The sequence below is a fragment of the Zavarzinia compransoris genome (genome assembly GCF_003173055.1).
GTDB classification, from domain to species: Bacteria; Pseudomonadota; Alphaproteobacteria; order Zavarziniales; family Zavarziniaceae; genus Zavarzinia; species Zavarzinia compransoris.
The window spans coordinates 164,213-185,311 of the sequence record NZ_QGLF01000003.1 but is presented as its reverse complement, the minus strand read 5'-3'; the positions used below and the strand labels follow the sequence as shown (position 1 = coordinate 185,311).

At 69.4% G+C, this 21,099-nt stretch carries 19 protein-coding genes; 10 read left to right on the top strand and 9 right to left on the bottom strand.

What is annotated here, in order from left to right; genetic code table 11:
- Positions 1 to 34: 34 nt before the first annotated feature.
- Both DKG75_RS11505 and DKG75_RS11500 read left to right on the top strand, forming a co-directional pair.
- Complete coding sequence (locus tag DKG75_RS11505) at positions 35 to 253, top strand: PIN domain-containing protein (protein ID WP_341809851.1); 219 nt, start codon at positions 35 to 37, stop codon at positions 251 to 253.
- Positions 250 to 510, top strand: a complete 261-nt coding sequence (locus tag DKG75_RS11500; protein WP_109921268.1) for a type II toxin-antitoxin system HicB family antitoxin — start codon at positions 250 to 252, stop codon at positions 508 to 510. Before DKG75_RS11505 ends, DKG75_RS11500 begins: the two co-directional genes overlap by 4 nt.
- Positions 511 to 519: 9 nt before the next feature.
- Here the strand turns inward: DKG75_RS11500 and DKG75_RS11495 are convergent, their stop codons facing one another.
- On the bottom strand, positions 520 to 1,215 hold the full coding sequence (locus DKG75_RS11495) for a TetR/AcrR family transcriptional regulator (RefSeq protein WP_109921267.1): 696 nt from the start codon (positions 1,213 to 1,215) through the stop codon (positions 520 to 522).
- Between the two features lie 75 nt (positions 1,216 to 1,290).
- Between DKG75_RS11495 and DKG75_RS11490 the strand changes: the two genes are divergently transcribed.
- Positions 1,291 to 2,409, top strand: coding sequence for an efflux RND transporter periplasmic adaptor subunit (locus DKG75_RS11490; protein ID WP_109921266.1), 1,119 nt, complete (start codon positions 1,291 to 1,293; stop codon positions 2,407 to 2,409).
- A complete protein-coding gene (locus DKG75_RS11485; RefSeq protein ID WP_109921265.1) occupies positions 2,406 to 5,516 on the top strand; it encodes an efflux RND transporter permease subunit in 3,111 nt (1,036 codons plus the stop codon). Before DKG75_RS11490 ends, DKG75_RS11485 begins: the two co-directional genes overlap by 4 nt.
- Here DKG75_RS11485 and DKG75_RS11480 read toward each other — a convergent pair.
- Both DKG75_RS11480 and DKG75_RS11475 read right to left on the bottom strand, forming a co-directional pair.
- The gene (locus DKG75_RS11480) at positions 5,500 to 6,132 is read right to left on the bottom strand and encodes a TetR/AcrR family transcriptional regulator (RefSeq protein ID WP_109921264.1); all 633 of its coding nucleotides are present in this window, start codon (positions 6,130 to 6,132) and stop codon (positions 5,500 to 5,502) included. The two genes, DKG75_RS11485 and DKG75_RS11480, sit on opposite strands and share 17 nt — an antisense overlap.
- A gap of 53 nt (positions 6,133 to 6,185) precedes the next feature.
- Complete coding sequence (locus DKG75_RS11475) at positions 6,186 to 6,629, bottom strand: NUDIX hydrolase (protein ID WP_109921263.1); 444 nt, start codon at positions 6,627 to 6,629, stop codon at positions 6,186 to 6,188.
- Positions 6,630 to 6,788: 159 nt separating this feature from the next.
- On the opposite strand from DKG75_RS11475, the gene DKG75_RS11470 reads away from it, so the two are divergent.
- Positions 6,789 to 7,556, top strand: coding sequence for a DUF2066 domain-containing protein (locus tag DKG75_RS11470; protein ID WP_109921262.1), 768 nt, complete (start codon positions 6,789 to 6,791; stop codon positions 7,554 to 7,556).
- On the opposite strand, the gene DKG75_RS11465 is transcribed toward DKG75_RS11470, so the two are convergent.
- Genes DKG75_RS11465 through DKG75_RS11455 form a run of 3 tightly spaced genes read right to left on the bottom strand, consistent with a single transcriptional unit; the run spans position 7,553 to position 9,670 of the window.
- Positions 7,553 to 8,272 (bottom strand): RluA family pseudouridine synthase, encoded by a 720-nt coding sequence (locus tag DKG75_RS11465; protein ID WP_109921261.1) that lies wholly within the window; start codon positions 8,270 to 8,272, stop codon positions 7,553 to 7,555. The two genes, DKG75_RS11470 and DKG75_RS11465, sit on opposite strands and share 4 nt — an antisense overlap.
- 2 nt (positions 8,273 to 8,274) lie before the next feature.
- The gene (gene queF / locus DKG75_RS11460; RefSeq protein ID WP_109921707.1) at positions 8,275 to 8,745 is read right to left on the bottom strand and encodes a preQ(1) synthase; all 471 of its coding nucleotides are present in this window, start codon (positions 8,743 to 8,745) and stop codon (positions 8,275 to 8,277) included.
- A gap of 13 nt (positions 8,746 to 8,758) precedes the next feature.
- On the bottom strand, positions 8,759 to 9,670 hold the full coding sequence (locus DKG75_RS11455; RefSeq protein ID WP_109921260.1) for a LysR family transcriptional regulator: 912 nt from the start codon (positions 9,668 to 9,670) through the stop codon (positions 8,759 to 8,761).
- Positions 9,671 to 9,769: 99 nt separating this feature from the next.
- On the opposite strand from DKG75_RS11455, the gene DKG75_RS11450 reads away from it, so the two are divergent.
- On the top strand, positions 9,770 to 10,189 hold the full coding sequence (locus DKG75_RS11450) for a DoxX family protein (RefSeq protein ID WP_109921259.1): 420 nt from the start codon (positions 9,770 to 9,772) through the stop codon (positions 10,187 to 10,189).
- Between the two features lie 33 nt (positions 10,190 to 10,222).
- Positions 10,223 to 10,999, top strand: a complete 777-nt coding sequence (locus DKG75_RS11445; RefSeq protein WP_109921258.1) for a dioxygenase family protein — start codon at positions 10,223 to 10,225, stop codon at positions 10,997 to 10,999.
- Positions 11,000 to 11,009: 10 nt separating this feature from the next.
- On the opposite strand, the gene DKG75_RS11440 is transcribed toward DKG75_RS11445, so the two are convergent.
- Positions 11,010 to 12,386: an aspartate aminotransferase family protein gene (locus tag DKG75_RS11440; protein ID WP_109921257.1), complete on the bottom strand. Its 1,377-nt coding sequence runs from the start codon at positions 12,384 to 12,386 to the stop codon at positions 11,010 to 11,012.
- Between the two features lie 271 nt (positions 12,387 to 12,657).
- Positions 12,658 to 13,041, bottom strand: a complete 384-nt coding sequence (locus DKG75_RS11435; RefSeq protein ID WP_109921256.1) for a helix-turn-helix domain-containing protein — start codon at positions 13,039 to 13,041, stop codon at positions 12,658 to 12,660.
- A gap of 403 nt (positions 13,042 to 13,444) precedes the next feature.
- On the opposite strand from DKG75_RS11435, the gene DKG75_RS11430 reads away from it, so the two are divergent.
- The gene (locus tag DKG75_RS11430; RefSeq protein WP_208112117.1) at positions 13,445 to 14,311 is read left to right on the top strand and encodes a phytanoyl-CoA dioxygenase family protein; all 867 of its coding nucleotides are present in this window, start codon (positions 13,445 to 13,447) and stop codon (positions 14,309 to 14,311) included.
- Between the two features lie 18 nt (positions 14,312 to 14,329).
- On the opposite strand, the gene DKG75_RS11425 is transcribed toward DKG75_RS11430, so the two are convergent.
- Entirely contained in the window at positions 14,330 to 14,752 is a 423-nt protein-coding gene (locus DKG75_RS11425; protein ID WP_425086492.1) for a DUF29 domain-containing protein, read from the bottom strand.
- Positions 14,753 to 14,928: 176 nt separating this feature from the next.
- Here DKG75_RS11425 and DKG75_RS11420 point away from each other — a divergent pair, with 176 nt between their 5' ends.
- Together DKG75_RS11420 and DKG75_RS11415 are read left to right on the top strand one after the other, a co-directional pair.
- Positions 14,929 to 19,683, top strand: coding sequence for an NAD-glutamate dehydrogenase (locus DKG75_RS11420; RefSeq protein ID WP_109921253.1), 4,755 nt, complete (start codon positions 14,929 to 14,931; stop codon positions 19,681 to 19,683).
- A gap of 5 nt (positions 19,684 to 19,688) precedes the next feature.
- Positions 19,689 to 21,083, top strand: coding sequence for an MFS transporter (locus tag DKG75_RS11415; RefSeq protein WP_109921252.1), 1,395 nt, complete (start codon positions 19,689 to 19,691; stop codon positions 21,081 to 21,083).
- Positions 21,084 to 21,099 lie beyond the last annotated feature (16 nt).

Below are 21,099 nucleotides of genomic sequence, written 5' to 3'. Positions count from 1 at the left end.
CCGGTTGCCTACCCCGCGTTGACATCCTGGACCGGTGATAGGCACGCTTGCCGCCATTGCGGAGGGTGTCGATATTTCGTTTCGGACGCGCCCGATGCTGGCCGATGTCGCGGACGAAATGGTGCTGGAGGCTGCCTTGAATGGCGAGGCCGGGGCCATCGTGACCCATAACGTCAGGGATTTCCGGCCGGCGCTCGGGCTGGGCGTGGCTGTTGCGACACCCGGAGAGATCGTCAGGAGATTGAAGGCATGACGCAGGCCCGACGCTACAAATACCCGCTGCATTTGCCGGAATCGCTCAAGGAAACGGCGATGCGCCTTGCCATGGAGGACGGCGTGTCCCTCAATCAATGGATCGTTTCCGCGGTTGCGCAAAAGATCGGCGCGGTGGAGACGGCCCGGGATTTTCTCGCGATGCGCGCCGGCACGGCCAAGCGCGGCGATCTGACCGGCCTGCTGGACAGGGCGCCTGATGTGGTGCCCGCCCCGGACGATACCGTCAAGCGCTGAGCGAGGGTATCAGGGCCGGACCAGCAGCCCGTTGAGAAGGAGGTGCAGATGCGCCTCCTTCATCGCGACGATATCGGGCAGGGGCATGCCCGCGCCCGAGATCAGCACCGCCTGGAAGCAGGCCATCACCGCCGGGGCCATGATGGCGTCGGGAAAGCCGGCCAGGCGTTTCGCCGCCTCGGCATGGAATTCGCCGGTGGCCACGCCCCGCTCGATCACGGCGGCGATCAATTCCTCCGCCCGGCTGGTCAGTTCGCGCTGGAAAAATTGCGCCAGTTCCGGCACCCGTGACGCCTCGCCCACTAGCAGGCGGACGAATTCCCGCGATTTCTCGTTGCCCACCATGTCGTGCCAGGCCCGCTCCAGCAGCAGGCGCAGCAGGGTGACGCCGCCCGTGCCCTCGTCCCCCGCGATCGCCTTCAGGCCGTCGATCAGCGGCAGCAGATGGGCCATGACCATGGCCTTGAACAAGTCTTCCTTGCCCGGGAAATAGTGATAGATCGTGCCCTTGGTGATGCCGATGCGGCGGGCGACGTCTTCGAGCCTCGCCGCGGCATAGCCCTTTTCCGCGAATTCGGCGAAAGCCGCCTCGATGATCTGGCCCGGTCGCGCCGCCTTCTGGCGCTGGCGGATGCCGACGCCCGCCGCCTCGGCCGGTTCGGAAAGCGGGCGCTCGTCCCGCGTCAGGAAAACTTCTTGGGTCATGGATTAAATTTTTCATTGACCGACGAGTTAGTCAATATACTAGTTGAAGGGAGAGAGATCGTCGCGAGTACAGCCATGGCCCATCATCCCCCGTTTCCCGCCCTGCCGTCCCGCCGCGGGCCCGTGCTGCGCTTGGGGCTCGTGCTGGCGCTGGTGCTCGGCCTTGCCGCCTGCGACCGGCCGGAGGCGGCCCAGGGCGCCCGCGGCCCGGCCCTGACCGTCACCGTGCTGCCGGTGACGCCGACGGCGCTGACCCGCCAGATCATCGCCTCCGGCACCGTGCTGCCGTGGGAGGAAATCGTGGTCGCCGCCGAGGCCCAGGGCCTTGCCATCACCGAAGTCGCGGTCGAGGAAGGCGAACGGGTCTCGGCCGGCCAGATATTGCTGCGCCTGAACGATGCCGTCCTGAAGGCGCAATCGGCCCAGCAGGAGGCCAGCCTCACCTCCGCCCGCGCCCTGCTGGCCGAGGCGCGGGCCAATCTCGCCCGCGCCCAGGACCTGCAGCCGCGCGGCACCGTCTCGCGCCAGAGCCTGGACGAGCGCATCGCCGCCGAGCGCACCGCCGCCGCCCAGGTCCTGGCGGCCGAGGCCGCCCTTGCCGAAACCCGGGCCCGCCTGGACCAGACCGTGGTCAAGGCCCCGGCCGCGGGCATCATCGGCCGGCGCAGCGCCAATCTCGGTCAGGTCGTGAGCACGGGCGGGGAATTGTTCCGCCTGATCCGCGACGGCCGACTGGAACTGAAGGCCGAAGTGCCGGAGGCGACCTTCGCCGGCCTGACGCCCGGCCTTGCCGCCACGGTCACGGCGGAAGGCATCGGCCGGCCGGTGGCCGCCACCCTGCGCAGCCTCAGCCCGACCGTCGACAGCCGCACCCGGCTCGGCATCGCGCATCTGGCCCTGCCTGCCGATTCCGGCTTCCGCCCCGGCATGTTCGCCACCGGCGCGATCGATCTCGGCACGGTCGAGGCGCTGATGGTGCCTGCCGCTGCCATCGTCTGGCGCGACGGCATTGAGGGGGTGTTCGTCCTGGATGCCGCCGGCACCGCCCATTTCACCCCGGTGGTCACCGGCAGCCGGCCCAAGGGCGAGGTCGAGATCCGCGAGGGCCTGAAGCCGGGCGACCGTATCGCCGTGCAGGGCGCCGGCTTCCTCGAAGAAGGCGACAAGGTCGGCACGGTGGAGGCACGCTCGTGAACGGCCTGTCGTCCTGGTCGATCCGCAACCCGGTCCCGGTCCTGGTCCTGTTCATGGTGCTGACGGTGGCCGGTCTCATCGGCTTCATCGCGCTCCGCGTCAACAATACGCCGGATGTCGATATTCCGGTCGTCACCATCACCGTGGCCCAGCCGGGGGCCGCGCCCAGCGAATTGGAAACCCAGGTCACCCGCCTGGTCGAGGATGCGGTGGCCGGGCTCGGCTCGGTCAAGCACATCACCTCGACGGTCTCCGACGGCATCTCGGTCACCAGCATCCAGTTCCAGCTGGGCGTCGATATCGACCGCATGACCAACGATGTGCGCAATGCCGTCGCCGCCGTCCGCGGCGACCTGCCGGGCGATGCCGAGGAGCCGGTCGTCTCCCGCGTCGATGCCTCGGGCGTCCTGTTCATCTATGCCGTGCGCGCCCCGGACATGACCCCGGCGGAGCGCAGCTGGTTCATCGACAACGACGTCGCCAAGCGCCTGCTGGCGGTGAAGGGCGTCGCCTCCGTCCTGCGCGAGGGCGGCGTCGACCGCGAGATCCGGGTCGAGCTGAATCCGGAGCGCATGGCGGCCCTGGGCGTCTCGGCCCAGGCGGTGTCGTCGGCGCTGCGCCGGGCCAATACCAACCTGCCGGGCGGGCGCGTCGCCATCGGCACCGGCGAACAGACCATCCGCACGGTCGGCAGCGCCACCTCGGTCGAAGCCCTGGCGGCGACCAGGATCGACCTCCCGGACGGCCGCGCCATCCGCCTGTCCGACATCGGCACGGTCGGCGACGCTTTCGCCGAGCCGCGGGCGCGGGCCCGCTTCAACGGCGAGGAAGTGGTCGGCTTCAGCGTCGCCCGCTCGCAAGGGACGTCCGAGGTCCATGTCGCCCAGGCGGTGCGCCAGGCGATCGCCGCTTTCGACGCCGAACGCGACGACGTGCAGTTCGAGGAAGTGACCTCCGCCGTCGATTTCGTGATGGAGAGTTATTATGCCTCGGTCGAGGCGCTGATCCTGGGGGCGGCGCTCGCCGTCGTGGTGGTGTTCTGGTTCCTGCGCGACGGGCGGGCGACCTTCATCGCCTCGATCGCCATGCCGCTGTCCCTGATCCCCACGTTCGCGGTCATGCTCGCCCTCGACCAGTCGATCAATATCGTCAGCCTGCTGGCGCTGTCGCTGACGGTCGGCATCCTGGTCGACGACGCCATCGTCGAGATCGAGAATATCGTCCGCCATATCTCGACCGGCAAGAAGCCCTATCGCGCCGCGCTGGAGGCGGCGGACGAAATCGGCCTTGCCGTGGTCGCGACCACCGCGACCATCATCGCCGTCTTCATGCCGGTCGGCTTCATGCCCGGCATCGTCGGCCAGTTCTTCCAGTCCTTCGCCATTGCCGCCTGCGTCTCGGTCGCCTTCTCGCTGGTGGTCGCGCGCATGCTCACGCCCCTGATGGGCGCCTATATGCTGCGCGGCGAGGAAAGCCATCCCCACCGCGAGCCGCGCTGGATGCCCGGCTATCTGCGCTTTCTCGGCTGGTGCCTGGACCGGCGCTTCCTGGTCCTTATCGCCGGGATCGGGATCTTCGTCGGCTCCCTCGGCCTCACCACCCTGCTGCCGAACGATTTCGTGCCGGTCAGCGACCGGGGCCGCTCGGTCATGTCGGTCGAACTGCCGCCCGGCGCCTCGCTGGCCGAGACCGATGCCGCCGCCCAGGCCCTGACCGCCAAGCTGAAGGACCGGCCCGAGGTGAAGTCGATCTATGTCTCGACCGGGACCAATACGGCGACCGGCAGTCCCGGGGCGGTCGGCTCGATCCTGGGCGAGGTGCGGCGCGCCACCATCACGGTCAACCTGGTGCCGCGCGGCGACCGCGCCCTGAACCAGCAGGATTTCGAAAGCGAAGTGGGCGCCCTGCTGCGCCAGGTGCCGGGCACCCGCGTCCGCTTCGGCGCCGACGGCTCGTCGGGCGCCAAGCTGCAACTGGCCCTGGTCTCGGACGATCCGGCGATCCTGGCGGCGACCGCCCGCCAGGTGGAGCGCGAGATGCGTACCCTCGAGGGCATCGCCAATGTCGCCTCGACCGCCAATCTGGCCCGGCCGGAGATCCGCATCGTGCCGAAGCCGGACAAGGCGGCGGCGCTGGGGGTCACGGCCGAGACCCTGGCCGCCGTCGTCCGCGTCGCCACCCTTGGCGACATCGACCAGATCCTGCCCAAGTTCAATCTGGCCGACCGCCAGATCCCGATCCGCCTGATCTTCCCCGAAAGCGCCCGGAAGGATGCGGAAACCCTGGCCGCCCTGCGCGTGCCGACCAGCGACGGCGGCTCGGTGCCGCTTGCCGCCGTCGCCGATATCGAGCACCGGACCGGGCTTGCCCAGATCTACCGGCTGGACCGCCGCTCCAGCGTCGCAATCGAGGCAGAACTGATCGGCATCCCGCTCGGCGTCGCCGCGGCCCGGGTCCATGCCCTGCCGGCCATGAGCCACCTGCCGCCCGAAGTGATCGAGCTGCCCACCGGCGACGTCGAGAATCTGGCCGAGCTGATGACCGGCTTCCTGATCGCCCTCGGCACCGGCGTCTTCCTGATGTATGTCGTGCTCGTCCTGCTGTTCAAGGGCTTCGCCCATCCGGCGACCATCCTGACCGCCCTGCCGCTCTCGATCGGCGGCGCCTTCGGCCTGTTGTTCATCGCTAACGAGGCGCTGTCCATGCCGGCGCTGATCGGCATCCTGATGCTGATGGGGATCGCGGCGAAGAATTCGATCCTGCTGGTCGAATATGTCCTCTACCAGCGCGCCGCGGGCATGAGCCGGCGCGACGCCCTGATCGAGGCCGCCCACAAGCGCGCCCGGCCGATCATCATGACCACGGTCGCCATGGGCGCGGGCATGCTGCCGATCGCGGTGGGGATCGGCGCCGATACGGAATTCCGCGCGCCCATGGCGATCGCGGTGATCGGCGGGCTGATCACTTCGACCCTGCTCAGCCTCGTCTATGTGCCCGTGGTCTTCACCGTGGTCGACGATGTCCAGGCCGCCTTCGCCCGGCGCTTCGCCAAGCGCCTCGCCGCCCGCCGCCTGGAAGCGGAGGACGCGGTCACGCCGCCGGCCTGATGCGCGGCCGCACCAGATCGAGCACGGCATCGACCAGGGAGAGAATGCTCACCGGGTCGACTGCCGTGCCCTGGACTTCGAGGAAGGACACCCAGCCGGTGGCGACGATCCACAGTGACGAGGCGAGGCGGAAGGATTGCTCCCCGTCCTCGCCGGTCAGGGGCTGAAGGTCGCGGGCGACCGCGCGGGTGACGTCGCGCTGAAGACCGCGGTAGGACGCCTCGACCCGGGGATCGCGGCGCATGATCGCGATATGGTCGTGAAAGAAGAAGCGGAATTCGGCCAGGATCTCGGCGGCGCCCATGATCTGGAGCCGCAACCGGTCGACCCCGGTCTCGGTGAAGGCGGGGTCCAGGAACAGGCGGTGGATGCGCTTCTCCACCCCTTCGAACAGGTACCAGAGAATGTCTTCCCGGTTCCTGAAGTGATAGTAGAGGTTGCCCGGCGAGATGCCGCAGTCGTCGGCGATGCGGTTGGTGGTGACGGCGGTATAGCCCTGGGCGTTGAACAGGGTCAGGGCGACGTCGGCGATGCGGTCCCGGGTCAGGGCCGATTTCGCCCGCAGCACCGACCGCCCCCGCGAGGGCGCCATCCGCCGGCCGCTGCCTTCCGCCATCGTCTTACCCCCGAACCCGATTGCCTGCCCCGACTGCCTTGCCGCCTTTGGTCTTAGGCGACCGGCGGCAGTCTGTCGATCAATTGATGCTCGTGGCGCAGCAGCAGCGAGACCAGGCCGCCGTCGGACAGCAGCATCAGCGCCTCGAGAAGGCTGGCCCGCATGATCTCGCGCTGGCCCTTTTCCGGAAATTCCGCCAGATCCCCGGTCACCCGCATGGGGTAGACATAGATCTGCGCCGGGATCGCCGTATTGCCCTGGCCCTTGATCCCCATATAGCTGCCGAGGGCGCGATGCGCGGTGACGCCGAGCAGCCCCGCCTCCTCATAGGCTTCGCGGCGGGCGACTTCATGGCCCGGCAGGCGCGGCTCCGGCCGGCCCTTCGGAATGATCCAGCGCCCAGTGGTCCTGGACGTCACCAGCACAAGCTCCATCTCTCCCGATCGAAGATCGAGCGGCAGGGCGGCATATTGGCGGGTCAGGGGTTTCTTACTCATCGCGACGTTTGGATAGACCTATGCAGGTATTCATCTATTTAGTGTTGGCGACCCCTTGGCCTACCAGGGATTGAGGCCAACTCTTACTATGTTACCGTTACAAAGAGAAGTCATCTCAACGGCTTCCAGAGGCGCCACGGGCGGAATATTCTTGGGGCCATGCGCATCCTGGCCTTTCTCCTCGGCGTCGCGGCCGCTCTCGTCCCCGATGCCGGCCGGGCGCGGGTGGTCGAGCGGCTGACCGCCTGCGAGACCGTGGTCACGGGCCAGGGCGAGGCGGAACGGGCGCGCGGTCTCGGGGTCTGTCTGGCGGAAGTGCTGGTCCGGGTCGCCGGCCGGCCCGACCTTGCCGACGATCCCCGGCTGCCGGCCCTGCAGGCCCGCGCGGCGGAGGCTATCGTCAGCCTGGAATATGAAGATCGCATGAAGGGGTTACCACTTGGTGACGAGCAGGGCACGCGCGACCGGCCCTTCTTCCTGCGCCCGACCTTCAGCCCCGGCGCCATCGACGGCATGCTCGCCGCCCTCGGCCGCCGGCCCTGGCCGGCGGACCGGCCGGTGCTGGGGGTCGTCGTCGTCAGCCGGCGCGACGGCCGCGACTGGCTGGTCAGCCGCGGCGGCCCGGGGGTGACCCGCGGCGCCCAGGTCGAGGCGCTGGACGCCGCCGCCGCCCGCTTCGGCCTGCCCCTCGTCCTGCCGGACGCGGCGGCGGCGCCGGACGGCAGCGCCCCGGATAGCGTCGCCGCCGGCCTTGCCGCCGATACCGTCCTGACCGGCGATCTGGTCTGGGACGAGGCGGCGACGGGCTGGCGCGTGACCTGGACCCTGGCGGGACAGGCGCCCTGGTCGCTGGCCGGCGTTTCCTTCGACGATGCCTTCCGCGCCGGGATCGGCGGCGCTGCCGGGATCCTGTCGCGTCGTCCCTAATCCCGATAGCCGCAGGCGCGCAGCAGGGGCAGCATATGGTCCGGCGGCGGCGCCGTCGCCTCGACCGGTTCGCGGCTGGGATAGAGCGGCAGTTGGATCGCCCGGGCCAGGAGATGCAGCACGTCTTCCGGCTCCGGGGCGTCCTCGGGCCGGCCGTAGATCGGCTCGCCCACCAGGGGGCAGCCGAGATGGGCGCAATGGACGCGGATCTGGTGGGTGCGCCCGGTCCGGGGATGAAGCTCCAGCCAGGCATGGGCGCCGTCGGCGCTGGTGCCCAGCACCCGGTAGTCGGTGACCGCGGGCTGGCCGGCGGGATCGATCACCATGCGCCAGCCCCGTTTCGGCGTCAGCTTGGCCAGCGGCGCCTCGACCGTGCCCTGGTCTGCCGCCGGGCGGCCGCGCACCACCGCCCAATAGGTTTTCTTCGCCCGCCCGCCGGCAAAGATCTTGCCGAGTTTGGTCAACGCCTTCGGGTGCCGGCCGAGGACGAGGCAGCCGGTGGTATCCCGGTCCAGGCGATGCGCCAGCGACGGCGCCCGCGGCAGGCCGTAGCGCAGGTGTATGAAGGATTGTTCGAGATTGGGCCCGCCGCCCGGGCCCTGGTGCACGGGCAGGCCCGCCGGCTTGTCGATGATCAGGACGAGACTGTCCTTGTATAGCACGCGGGCTTCGATTTCGGCGGCGTCGGGGGCCTTGCGCTCGGCGGGGCGGGGCATGTTCAGCCCCGTCCGCGATAGGGCGGCACGCCCTGGTCCGGCAGCCACAGGCCCTCGGGCGGGGTGCCGGTGGCATAGAAGACGTCGATCGGGATGCCGCCTCGGGGATACCAATAGCCGCCGATGCGCAGCCATGCCGGCGCCAGCAGGTCGACCAGGCGCTTGCCGATCTCGACCGTGCAGGCTTCGTGAAAGGCGCCGTGGTTGCGGAACGCGCCGAGGAAGAGTTTCAGCGCCTTGCTTTCGACCAGCCAGTCGCCCGGCACATAGTCGATCACCAGATGGGCGAAATCCGGCTGGCCCGTGACCGGGCACAGCGAGGTGAATTCCGGGCAGACGAAGCGCACCAGATAGGCCGTGCCCGGATGCGGGTTCGCGATCCGCTCCAGCACCGCCGCGGCCGGGCTGGCGGGCAGGCCGGCGGCGTGGCCGAGCAGGGACAATTCGGTGGCGGTCGGGTCGGGCGTGGTCATGGCGGCGCGCACTCTACCCCCTGGGCCCGGCTTTCGCCAGAAGGGCGACGCTCCGGCGCAGCCAGCGGTGCAGCGGCGCTTCCGCATTGCGGCGGTGCCAGATCATGGACAGGCGCATGGCCGGCATGTCGAGCGGCACCGGCCGGCTGACCAGGCCGAAGGCGGCGGCGAGCACGGCGGCGACCGAGGCCGGCAGGGTCAGCAGGTCGTCGGTGCCGGCCAGCATGGCGCCCGCCGCCAGATAATGCGAGGCGACGGGGCCCAGCCGGCGCCCCAGCCCCCGTTCCGCCAGAAGCCGGTCGACCAGCCCGTCCCGGCTGGCGATGGCGGAGACCAGCATGTGCCGCCCGGCGATATAGGCGTCGAGGTCGAGGGCATCCGCCGCCGGATGCCCCGGCCGCAGCAGGACGGCGAACCCCTCCCGCGTCAGGAATTGCCGGGTCATGCGGCTGGGCGGCTCGGGCAGCGGGCCGAGCGCCAGCTGCACCGCGCCCTCGTCGATCAGGGCCAGCGCGTCCGAACGGTCGCAATGGCGGAAGGTCAGGGCGATCCCGGGGGCCGCCGCGGCCAGGTGAGTGGCCAGCCGGGGCCCCAGGACCAGTTCCGCATGGTCGGAGGTGCCGATCACCACCTCGGTTTCCACATGCGCGGGATCGAACAGGCGCTGGCCGTCCAGCGCCTGCCGCAGGTGGGACAGGGCTTCCGCCACCGGGCCGGCCAGGTCCCGGGCGCGGGCCGTCGCCTCCACCCCGCCGGGGCGGCGGATGAACAGGGGATCGCCCAATCCCTCGCGCAGGCGGGCAAGGCCGTTGGAGGCGGCGGATTGGGTCAGCCCCAGGCGCAGCGCCGCCCGGGTGACATTGCCCGTCTGCATCACCGCCTCGAACAGGCGCAGCAGGTTGAGGTCCAGCTTCTCGAATATCATCACGGTGAATAATGATATTCATCACTATCAATTTCAATAATGTCGGGGCGGGGACCATATTGATGCGCAGGACAGATTTCCCCGCATCGGAGTTCGATCATGACTGAATCCACCACCGCCGGCCTCGGTGCCTTCCTGCTGCGCGTCACGCTGGGCGTGCTGGCGCTGGCCCATGGCTTCATCCTGAAGGTGCTGACCTTCACCCCGGCCGGCACCGCCGGCTATTTCGAATCGATCGGCTATCCCGGCAGCTTCGCCTATCTGGTGATCTTCGCCGAAGTGGCGGGCGGCCTTGCCCTCATCCTGGGCGTTCTGCCGCGCCTGGCCGCCCTCGGCCTGATCCCGGTGCTGATCGGCGCGACCCTGCAGCATGCCGGCAACGGCTGGAGCTTTTCAGCGGCCGGCGGCGGCTGGGAATTCCCGGCGGCCTGGACCGTGCTGCTGCTCGCCTCGGCCCTGACCGGCCCCGGTGCCTTCGCCCTGGGCCGCAAGCTGCCGGGCAAGCTGGCCGCCCTCTGATCCGGACCGGCGCTTTTCCCGGAGGAGACGATCATGTCACGCCTGCCTGCCCTGTTCGTCAGCCATGGCTCGCCCATGCTGGCCCTGGACGACGGTCCCGCCCACCGCTTCCTGGTCGGGCTCGGCCGCGAGATCGAAACGCCGAAGGCGATCCTGGTCGTCTCGGCCCATTGGGAAAGCGCCGCGCCCCGGGTGTCGGCGGTGGAACGCCCGCGCACCATCCATGACTTCGGCGGCTTCCCCCGCGCGCTGTTCGAGATGCAATATCCCGCCCCGGGCGCCCCGGATGTGGCGGCGCGGGTCGCCGCCCTGCTGCCCGGGACCGTGGTCGATCCCGCCCGCGGCCTCGACCATGGCGCCTGGGTGCCGCTGAAGCTGGCCTATCCGGCGGCCGATGTCCCGGTCACCCAATTGTCGGTGCAGACCCCGCTCGGCCCCCGCCATGCCTTCGAGGTCGGCCGGGCGCTGCGCGGCTTGCGCGACGAGGGGGTGCTGATCCTCGGCTCCGGCTCGCTGACCCATAATCTCTACGAGTTCCGCAGCCCGGTGCAGGAACAGCCGGCGAAACCCTGGGTCGTCGCCTTCGCCGACTGGGTGGCCGAGACCATCGAGGCCGGCGATATCGACAGCCTGATCGCCTATCGCGAAAAGGCGCCCTTCGGCCCGCAGAACCACCCGACGGAGGAGCATTTCCTGCCCCTCTTCACCGTGCTCGGCGCGGCCTTCCCGGGCGAGCGGGTGATTGCCCGCCACCGTTCCTATACCTACGGCATCCTGGCCATGGACGCCTGGGGGACGGCCGCCGCCTGAAGTTCCGGACTTACCGCCCGAGGTCGCGGGCGGTAAGTTCGATGCACTGGGCGGCCAGGCCGACCAATTCGTCGATCTCGGTCTTCGAGATCGACAGCGGCGGGGCCAGCACCATGACATCGCGGCAGGCCCGCATGACGAGGCCATTGGCGAAGCAATGGTTGCGGCACTGGGTGCCGACATTCCGCTTGGGATCGAAGAAGGCCCGGCTCGGCTTGTGCTCGACCAGTTCGATGGCGGCGATCATGCCGACGCCCCGGACCTCGCCGACCAGCCGGTGATCGGCCAGGCCGCGCAGCTGGTCCTGGAAATAGGCGCCGATCTCGCCGCCGGCCTTGGCCACCAGGCTTTCCTCTTCCATGATCTCGATGTTGCGGACCGCGACCGCCGCCGCCACCGGATGGCCGGAATAGGTGAAGCCGTGGACGATTTCCTCGCCCGCGCTGCGGAAGGTCTCGGCCACGCGGCCGCCCATCATGATCCCGGCCATGGGGATATAGCCCGAGGTCAGGCCCTTGGCCATGGTCATGAAATCGGGCTGGATGCCGAAGGTCTGGCTGCCGAACCAATTGCCGGTGCGGCCGAAGCCGCAGATCACTTCGTCGGCGATGACGAGGACGTCGTACTGGCGGCAGATGCGCATGATCTCGGGCCAATAGGTGGCGGGCGGGATGATCACGCCGCCGGCGCCCTGGATCGGCTCGCCGATGAAGGCGCCGACAGTCTCGGGCCCCAGTTCCAGGATCTTCCGCTCGACCGCGCGGGCCGCCTTCAGGCCGAACTCGTCGGGCGAGAGATCGCCGCCATGGGCATACCAATAGGGCGCCTCGACATGGACGACGCCGGGCAGCGGCAGGTCGAACTGCGGGTGCATGGCGGTCAGCCCCGAGAGCGAGGCCGCCTGCATGGTGACGCCGTGATAGGCGTAATTGCGGCTGATGATCGTCTTCTTGCGCGGCTTGCCCTGGAGATTCCAGAAATAGCGCACCAGCTTGGCGATCGAATCATTCGCCTCCGACCCCGAGCCGGCGAAGGTGACCAGATCCATGCCCGCCGGCGCGATCGAGGCCAGTTTCTCGGACAGGGCCACCACCGGCGGATGGGTGGTCTGGAAGAACGTATTGTAATAGGGCAGTTCGAGCAGCTGCCGCTTCGCCACCTCGGCGAGATCGGCGCGGCCATAGCCGACATTGACGCACCAGAGGCCGGACATGCCGTCGAGCAGGCTCTTGCCCTCGGAATCCCACAGCCGCACGCCCTCGGCGCGGGTGACGACCCGGGCGCCCTTGGCGGCCAGGCCGGCATGGTCGGTGAAGGGGTGCAGGTGGTGGCGGGCGTCGGCGGCCTGAAGGGCGGCGGTCGAATTGCGGACGGGAGAAGCGGTCATGGCAAGGCCTCGTCGGAAAACGCGAAAACGGCAGGGGCAATGAAACGAGGCGGCCGACCTAAGGCCGATAGCCGATGCGGGCGCAGTGGATCAGCAGCAGGCGCTTGCGCGTCATGCCGTCCGGTTGCCGGATATGCGCCGGGGTGATCATCGTGGGACATTAGCACGCACGGCCACGGAACGCACGAGGCCCGCCCTTCGGAGAAAGGCGGGCCGCGTCGGAACGGAAGCCCCGTCGCCCGGGGTCCTATGAATTGAGGGTCCGGATGACTCAGGCGGCAGCCGGGTCCTTGCCCAGGGTGCGCAGCAGTTCGATCACCTTGCGGCGGACGGCATCGTCCTCGATCGCGTAATAGGCGCGCACGAGGCTGATGGTCTCCGACCGGGACATCATGTCGAGGTCGCCCGAATCCGAATCGGGCTTGGCGCCTTCGACACCGTCGAAAAAGAACGAGATCGGCACGTCCAGCACTTCGGCCATCTTGTGCAGCTTGGAGGCCGAAATGCGATTCGTTCCCTTCTCGTACTTCTGCACCTGCTGGAAAGTCAGATCGAGCGCATTGCCCAGTTCGGTCTGACTGAAGCCCAGAAGCTGACGGCGGAGCTTGACCCGAGCCCCGACATGAACGTCGACGGGATTTGCCTTGGACGGCATCGATATTCTCCTTGTACCCGCTAAGCCCCGACACCTTGCGCCCAAGCGGGGACCGAGATCTTTCACTAATGTGCCCCCCGGCACGTTTTCCTAACACAGGACTGTAATATTGCCAAATGGTAGTGCGAACCCGGGCGATTCCCTCAGTCCCAAGCTGCGATGAAGACTTGTTTCGTTTGCGACCGCGGAGGCTTATCTTCGCGCCATGACCAGCGTTCCCCAGAATCCGCCGCAACGCCCGAAATCCGTGGGCTTGGCTTTCCGGCGCGTGCTTGCGCTGCCGTTTCAAATCCTGTCCCTTGGGACTGGCGCGAAGTCGTTTATCGACAACCCGGTCATCGGCAGCGTCTGGTTGAACCGGCTGGGCCTGCATGTCCTGCGACTATTCGTCGCAGATCGGGTGATGGCTTTTCGCCGACTTTTGCTTGCGCCGACCGTTTCCGCCGCCGACCGGGCCGCGTTCGGCCGCGACGGCTTCATCCTGAAGGCGGATTTCCTGCCGGCCGCCGATTTCGCCGCCCTGGAGGCGGAAATCCGTGCCTTCCGGGCGCCCGGGCGGGAATGCCACCAGGGCGACACGATCACCCACCGCATCCTGCTGGACGGCGAGACCCTGGCCCGCCTGCCGGCGGCGCGGCGCCTGCTGGCGGACCGGCGCTATCGCCGCCTGCTCGGCTATGTCGCCGGCCGGCTGCGCATTCCGGGCCAATGGGTGCAGACGATTCGCTCCGGCGTCCTGCCCGGCCTGCCCGATCCCCAGACCAAGATCCACGCCGACACGTTCCAGCCGACCATGAAGGCCTGGCTGTTCCTCGACGATGTCGACGGCACCAACGGCCCCTTCACCTATGTTCCCGGCTCGCACCGGCTGACCTGGAAGCGGGCGAAATTCGAATGGCGGCGCAGCATCACCGAAAAGATGGGGCCGGACATTCTCTCGGCGCGCGGCTCGTTCCGCGTCTCGCCCGACGAGCTGGCAGGGCTGGACCTGCCGCCGCCGCGCGCCTTCGCGGTGCGGAAGAACACCCTGATCGTCGCCGATACCAGGGGCCTGCACCGCCGGGGCGACGCCAGCCTGCGCCCGGCCAGCCGGCTCGAGATCTGGTCGATGGCGCGGACCAACCCGTTCAACCCCCTGCCCGGCCTGCCCTTCCGCCTGTTCGACCGCTTCGATCTCGCCGTCTACCGCTTCTGGCTGACGGTGCAGGACCGCCGGGCGGCGGCCAAGGGCCGGCAGCCCGCCTGGCGCCTGGTCCCGCCCGGGGAGTGAGCGCGCCGGCCGCCGAATTCAGTCGGGCCAGAAATCTTCGCTGATCGCCTGATCGAAAGACCAGGGACACTCTTCCGGGAAGGTCGGCTTCGGCAGGCCGGTTTCGGCGGCGGCCTCGATCCGGGCGTTGCCATAGGCATAGTCGACGGCTTCCGGCACTTTCGCCTTCAGGCTCGGGTTGTCTTTGAGATGGACGGCCAGATCCCGCCGCTGCACCTCGATCGTCGCTTCCCACGAGGCGGAACGGCATTCCGGCTGGTATCGCCATTTCAGCAGATGCAGGAGCAGGACCGCCAACCGGCTTACCAGTTCGCGTTTTTCGGTCTTGCCCATGCTCTCGATTTCCTCGGCGATATGCTCGATGTCGGCCGCCGCCAGCTTGCCGGCACGCAGCAGCGCCGCCTGTTCATTGGCCCAGGCGTAGAAATCGCGTTCGTACAAGGACGGAATGGTGCTTCCCGGCATGGCGCGACATTAGCCGATGTCCGCCGATTTAGGTAGCCGCCGCGGCGCCGGCCAGACAGGTACTCCGCCCGCCTTGGCCCGGTAACCCCGCCTTGGCCCTGTAACCGAGGTCGGCTAGGCTGGCGGCAGGCCGAGGCGAACGCAGGGGACCCATGATGGTCGAGAACAAAGCGAACCAGGCGCGAGAAGACCAGCTGCAAGCCATCATCGGCCAGGCGAAGGCCCGCCTGACCACGGGCGCGGATGAAATCGCCGAGATGGCCGGCCATTATTTCGCCCGCCTCGGTTCCGAGGACTTGCTGGCCCATGGCGCCGAGGCCCTGTTCGGCGCCGCCCTCGGCCATTGGCGCTTTGCCGCCGAACGCCCGGCCGGCGGCCACCTCGTCCGCGTCTTCAATCCCCGCCTCGACAGCCACGGCTGGCACAGCCCGCATACGGTGGTCGAGACCGTGACCGACGACATGCCCTTCCTGGTCGATTCGATCACTGCCGCCCTGGCGCGGGAGGGGCGCGGCGTCCACCTGATCGCCCATCCGGTGCTGAACGTCGCCCGCGATGCCGCCGGCCGGCGCACGGCCCTGGCCGCCCCGGGCGCGGACGGCGCCATCGCCGAATCGCTGATCCATATCGAGATCGACGAGGACGGCGACGCCGAGTCCCGCGCCGCCCTGGCCGCGGCCCTGGACCGGGTGCTGGGCGATGTCCGCGCCGCGGTCGACGATTGGCGCCCCATGCTGCACCGGCTGGCGGAAGCGGCGGAAAGCCTGGCCGCCGTGCCCGGCATCGAGACCGAGATGGTCGATTTCCTGCGCTGGCTGCTGGACGGCAATTTCGTCCTGCTGGCCAGCCGCGACTATCGCGACGGGGCCCAGGGCGAGGGCCTCGGCCTGCTGCGCGACGCCCGCGTCCATGCCATGGGCCGGCAGGGCGACGGCGGCGTCCACCACCTCCGCTCGCAGGACGCGGCCCTGGTGGTGACCAAGGCGAATATGGAATCGACCGTGCACCGCCGGGCGATCATGGATTTCGTCGGCGTCAAACTGTTCGACGCCAACGGCCGGCCGGCGGGGGAGCGGCGCTTCTACGGCCTTTTCGCCTCCGCCGCCTATCAGCTCCGCCCGCGCGACATTCCGCTGCTGCGCGGCAAGGGGGCGCGGGTGCTGGCCCGGGCCGGCTTCGCCCCCGACAGCCACGACGGCAAGGCGCTGCTGAACGCGATCGAGACATTCCCGCGCGATGAATTGTTCCAGGTGACCGAGGACGAGCTGGCCGCCACCACCCTCGGCATCCTGCGCCTGGAAGAGCGGCCGCGGACCGGCCTGTTCCTGCGCGTCGACGGTTTTGAGCGCTGGATTTCCGCCCTCGTCTATCTCCCGCGCGAGCAATTCGACACGGCGCTGCGCCAGTCGGTCGAGGGCATCCTGACCCGCGCCGCCGGGGGCGAGGTGATGTCGCGCACCAGCCTGGTCGGCCAGACCGAACTGGCCCGCGTCCACCTGATCGTCCGCGCGACGGCGGAGGGCATCGCCCGGCTCGATCCGGCCGCACTGGAAAAGGATATCGTGCTGGCCGCCCGGGGCTGGACCGACCGCCTGCGCGAAGCCCTGATCGGGGCCGAGGGCGAGGACCAGGGCCTGCGCCTTGCCCGGCGCTGGCTGCGCGCCTTCCCCAGCGCCTACCGCGAATCCCATGCCCCCGCCGCCGCCCTGTTCGACATCGCCCGGGGCGAGGCCCTGCTGGCCCGGGGGCCCGGCGCCGTTTCCCAGGCAGTCTACCGCCTGCTCGAGGACGACGGCGCGGTGCTGCGCTTCAAGCTCTATCGCCTGGACCAGCCGGTGCCGCTGTCCGATTGCCTGCCGCTGATCGAACACCTGGGCCTCAAGGTGATGGAGGAAGTGCCCCATGCTCTTCGCCTCGCCGACGGCAGGGTGATGTGGCTGCACGACTTCCGCCTGATCGAGCCGGCGGGCCGGCCCCTCGCGCTCGAAACCCTGGCGCCCCTGATCGAGGATGCCTTCGCCCAGCTCTGGGCCGGGCGGACCGAGGACGACCGCTTCAACCGCCTCGTCGTCCTGGCCGCCATGCCGGCGCGCGATGTCATGGTGCTCAGGGCGATCGCCCGCTATCTCCGCCAGATCGGCATTCCCTATAGCCAGGATTACATGGAGGAAACCCTGGCCCGTTGGCCCGGCATCGCCCGCCAATTGGTCGATCTCTTCCGCCTGCGCCATGATCCGGCCTTCGCCGGCGACCGGCCGGCCGCGTTGGCCGCGCAGGAGGCGGCGATCCTGGCCGCCCTCGACGAGGTCGCCTCGCTGGACGAGGACCGCATCCTGCGCCGCTTCCTCAATGTCGTCGATTGTTCGCTGCGCACCAACCTGTTCCAGGCGGGCGGCGACGGCGGCCATCGCGCCTGCCTTGCCATCAAGCTGGACAGCCGCCGCATCGACGGCATGCCCCTGCCGAAACCCCTGGTCGAGATCTGGGTGTTCAGCCCCCGGGTCGAGGGCGTGCACCTGCGCGGCGGCAAGGTCGCCCGCGGCGGCATCCGCTGGTCCGACCGGCGCGAGGATTTCCGCACCGAGATCCTGGGCCTCGTGAAGGCGCAGATGGTGAAGAATGCGGTGATCGTGCCCACCGGCTCCAAGGGCGGCTTCTACCCGAAGCGCCTGCCCGGCGCCGCGGCGGGCCGCGAGGCGATCCAGGCCGAAGCGATCGAATGCTACAAGATCTTCATCGGCGGCCTTCTCGACCTGACCGACAATATCCGCGCGGGCGCCCTGGTGCCGCCGGCCGATGTCGTCCGCCACGACGGCGACGATCCCTATCTGGTGGTCGCGGCCGACAAGGGCACCGCCACCTTCTCCGACATCGCCAACGGCATCGCCGAGGACCGGGGTTTCTGGCTGGGCGATGCCTTCGCCTCCGGCGGCTCGGCCGGCTATGACCACAAGGCCATGGGCATCACCGCCCGCGGCGCCTGGGAAGCGGTGAAGCGCCACTTCCGCGAATTCGGCCACGATACCCAGGCCCAGGATTTCACCGTCGCCGGCGTCGGCGACATGTCGGGCGACGTCTTCGGCAACGGCATGCTGCTGTCGGACAGGATCCGCCTCGTCGCCGCCTTCGACCATCGCCATATCTTCATCGATCCCAACCCGGATGCGGCGGCGGGCTTTGCCGAGCGGCAGCGCCTCTTCGCCCTGGCCCGCTCGTCGTGGGACGATTACGACCGGGCGCTGATCTCGGCCGGCGGCGGCGTGTTCCCGCGCAGCCTGAAGGCCGTGCCCCTCAGCCCGGAAATCCGGGCCCTGCTCGGGCTCGAGGCCGCCCAGGCGACGCCCCAGGACTTGATGCAGGCGATCCTGAAGGCGCCGGTCGACCTGCTGTGGTTCGGCGGCATCGGCACCTATATCAAGGCGACCAGCGAGACCAATGCCCAGGCCGGCGACAAGGCCAACGACGGCATTCGCATCGATGCCCGCCAGCTTCGCGCCCGCGTCGTCGGCGAGGGCGCCAATCTCGGCTGCACCCAGCGCGGCCGCATCGAATATGCCGCGGCCGGGGGCAGCATCAATACCGATGCCATCGACAATTCGGCCGGCGTCGATTGTTCCGATCACGAGGTCAACATCAAGATCCTGCTGAACGGCGTGATGGCGGACGGCGACCTGACCCGCAAGCAGCGCGACGCCCTGCTGCGCGAGATGACGGACGAGGTCGGCGATCTGGTGCTGCGCGACAATTACCTGCAAACCCAGGCGATCAGCATGATCCGGGCGCGCGGGCGCAGCACGGTCGAGAACCAGATCCGCCTGATGCGCATGCTGGAGGCCGAGGGTCGCCTCGACCGCGGCGTCGAATACCTGCCCGGGGACGACGAGATGCGCGCCCGCGCCCGCGACGGCCAGGGCCTGACCCGGCCGGAAGCCGCCGTCCTCCTTGCCTATGCCAAGATGCGCCTGCAGGAAGACCTGCTCGAAGGCGACGCGCCGGAGGATGCTTTCCTCGGCGCCGAGGTCGCGCGTTATTTCCCCGCCCGGCTCCAGGCCCGCTATGGCGCCGAGATCGAGCGCCACCGTCTGCGGCGCGAGATCATCGCCACCCAATTGGCCAATGCCATCGTCAACTGGACCGGGCCGACCTTCGTCTCCCGCATCGAGGAATCGACCGGCTTCGAGGCGGGCGCCGTCGCCCGTGCCTTCGTCGCGGCGCGGATCGTCTTCCGCCTCGACGATCTCGCCGCCGCCATCGATGCCCTCGACGGCCTGGTCCCCGCGGCGACCCAGACCGCCATGCTGCTGGCGACCGGCGATGCCACCCGGCAGGCGACCATGTGGCTGCTGCACAACGAGGTGCAGCCGCTCGACATCGCCGGGGCGGTCGGGCGTTTCGGGCCCGGCGTCGCCGGCCTTGCCGAAGCCCTGCCCGACCTGCTGCCCCTGCGCAGCAGCGCCCGCTTCACCGCCGCCAAGGACCGGCTGACCGCCGACGGCGTGCCCGAAGCGCTGGCCGGCGCGATCGCCGCCCTGCCCCTTCTGGCCGGCGCCCTCGACATCGTCGCCGCGGCCGGGGCGGGGGATGTGCTCGCCATCGGCGGCGCCTATTTCCGCCTGGGCGATGAGATCGGCCTCGAAGCCCTGCGCGAGGCGGCGGCGGCGATCGAGCCGGGCGACCATTGGGACCGCCTGGCCCTGACCGCGCTCGCCGACGACCTCTATGCCCAGCAGCGCCTGCTGGCGGCAGCCGCCATCAAGGCGGAGGGCGGCGTCGACGGTTGGCTGGCCGCCAATGCCCAGGCCATCCGCCGCACCCACGGCCTGCTCGGCGAATTGGGCCAGGGCGGCGCCAGCCTGGCCAAGCTCACTTTCGCCGGCCGCCACCTGCGCGGCCAATTCTCGGTGTGACCGCATTGGACGACGAACCGCCGCCGCTTGTCCCGCCCCCGGCCCCGCACGGCGGGACGGGGGCCTCCGCCTCCCGCCTCGCCCAGGCGTCCTGGACCACCTTCGACTGGGCGTTCCAGCCCTTCTTCACCCTGGTCACTACTTTCATCTTCGCGCCCTATTTCGTGGCCGCGGTCGCGCCGGATGCGGTCGCGGGCCAGGCGCTCTGGGGCTATACCCAGACCGTGGCGGGGATCGCCATCGCCCTGCTCTCGCCCGTGCTCGGCGCCGTCGCCGATGCGGCAGGGCCGCGCAAGCCCTGGATCCTGGTCCTGGCCGCCTGCACCTTTGCCGGCTGCGCCCTGCTCTGGTTCGCGGTACCTGGGGCGGGCGGCGGCATGCTGCTGCTGACGCTGGCGGCGATCACCCTGGCGACAATCGGGGCCGAATTCGCCATCGTCTTCAACAATGCCATGCTGCCGGGCCTGGTGCCGCCGCACCGGATCGGCGTGCTCTCCGCCATCGGCTGGGGGGTGGGCTATATCGGCGGGCTGATCTCGCTCGGCCTCGTGCTCGGGCTGTTCGTGCTGCCCGAAGTGCCGGCCTTCGGCCTGGACAAGGCGGCCCATGAGGCGGAACGCCTGTCCGGGCCGCTCTCCGCCCTGTGGCTGCTGGTCTTCATCCTGCCCATGTTCCTGTTCGTGCCGGATCAGCCGCGGACCACCCTGTCGCGCCGGGCGGCGGTGCGTCAGGGCCTCGCCCAATTGGGCGCCACCCTGCGCCACCTGCCCGGGCACCGGAATATCCTGCGCTTCCTGCTGGCCCATATGATCTATGGCGATGCCCTGCTCGCCATCTTCGCCTTCGGCGGCATCTATGCCCGCGCCACCTTCGGCTGGGACCTGCTGACCATCGGCATTTTCGGCATCCTGCTGAATGTCCTGGCCATGACCGGTTCCTTCCTCGGCGGCTGGCTGGAAGCGCGGGCCGGTTCCAAGGCGACCATCGCGGTCTCCCTGGTCATGCTGATCCTCGGCACCATCGGCATTCTCTCGATCAGCGGCGAGCGCATCTTCTTCGTCTTCGAGGTGACGCCGCCGGCACCCGGCCGCGCCCTGTTCGACAGTCCGGCGGAATGGGCCTTCCTGGCCTCGACCCTGGTGCTCGGCCTGCCCTTCGGCCCGGCCCAGGCGTCCAGCCGCAGCCTGCTGGCCCGGCTGGCGCCGCCCCGGCTGATGACCGAATTCTTCGGCCTCTACGCCCTCTCGGGTAAGGCGACGGCCTTCCTCGCCCCCTTCCTGATCGGGGTGATCACCGAGGTGACCCGGGACCAGCGCCTGGGCATCGCCGTGGTCCTGCCCTTCCTCGCCCTCGGCCTGTGGCTGCTGGCGGGCGTCCGGGAAGACCGGCCCGAACGCTGAAAGGGCGCCCGCAGGC

What these genes read in the sequence shown, in the direction of transcription:
- DKG75_RS11480 (WP_109921264.1), bottom strand. Translation starts at nt 6,132, where the DNA reads ATGGCGGAAGGCAGCGGCCGGCGGATGGCGCCCTCGCGGGGGCGGTCG.
- DKG75_RS11450 (WP_109921259.1), top strand. Translation starts at nt 9,770, where the DNA reads ATGACTGAATCCACCACCGCCGGCCTCGGTGCCTTCCTGCTGCGCGTC.
- DKG75_RS11435 (WP_109921256.1), bottom strand. Translation starts at nt 13,041, where the DNA reads ATGCCGTCCAAGGCAAATCCCGTCGACGTTCATGTCGGGGCTCGGGTC.
- DKG75_RS11475 (WP_109921263.1), bottom strand. Translation starts at nt 6,629, where the DNA reads ATGAGTAAGAAACCCCTGACCCGCCAATATGCCGCCCTGCCGCTCGAT.
- DKG75_RS11420 (WP_109921253.1), top strand. Translation starts at nt 14,929, where the DNA reads ATGATGGTCGAGAACAAAGCGAACCAGGCGCGAGAAGACCAGCTGCAA.
- DKG75_RS11495 (WP_109921267.1), bottom strand. Translation starts at nt 1,215, where the DNA reads ATGACCCAAGAAGTTTTCCTGACGCGGGACGAGCGCCCGCTTTCCGAA.
- DKG75_RS11445 (WP_109921258.1), top strand. Translation starts at nt 10,223, where the DNA reads ATGTCACGCCTGCCTGCCCTGTTCGTCAGCCATGGCTCGCCCATGCTG.
- DKG75_RS11455 (WP_109921260.1), bottom strand. Translation starts at nt 9,670, where the DNA reads ATGATATTCGAGAAGCTGGACCTCAACCTGCTGCGCCTGTTCGAGGCG.
- DKG75_RS11490 (WP_109921266.1), top strand. Translation starts at nt 1,291, where the DNA reads ATGGCCCATCATCCCCCGTTTCCCGCCCTGCCGTCCCGCCGCGGGCCC.
- queF (WP_109921707.1), bottom strand. Translation starts at nt 8,745, where the DNA reads ATGACCACGCCCGACCCGACCGCCACCGAATTGTCCCTGCTCGGCCAC.
- DKG75_RS11500 (WP_109921268.1), top strand. Translation starts at nt 250, where the DNA reads ATGACGCAGGCCCGACGCTACAAATACCCGCTGCATTTGCCGGAATCG.
- DKG75_RS11465 (WP_109921261.1), bottom strand. Translation starts at nt 8,272, where the DNA reads ATGCCCCGCCCCGCCGAGCGCAAGGCCCCCGACGCCGCCGAAATCGAA.
- DKG75_RS11440 (WP_109921257.1), bottom strand. Translation starts at nt 12,386, where the DNA reads ATGACCGCTTCTCCCGTCCGCAATTCGACCGCCGCCCTTCAGGCCGCC.
- DKG75_RS11470 (WP_109921262.1), top strand. Translation starts at nt 6,789, where the DNA reads ATGCGCATCCTGGCCTTTCTCCTCGGCGTCGCGGCCGCTCTCGTCCCC.
- DKG75_RS11430 (WP_208112117.1), top strand. Translation starts at nt 13,445, where the DNA reads ATGGCTTTTCGCCGACTTTTGCTTGCGCCGACCGTTTCCGCCGCCGAC.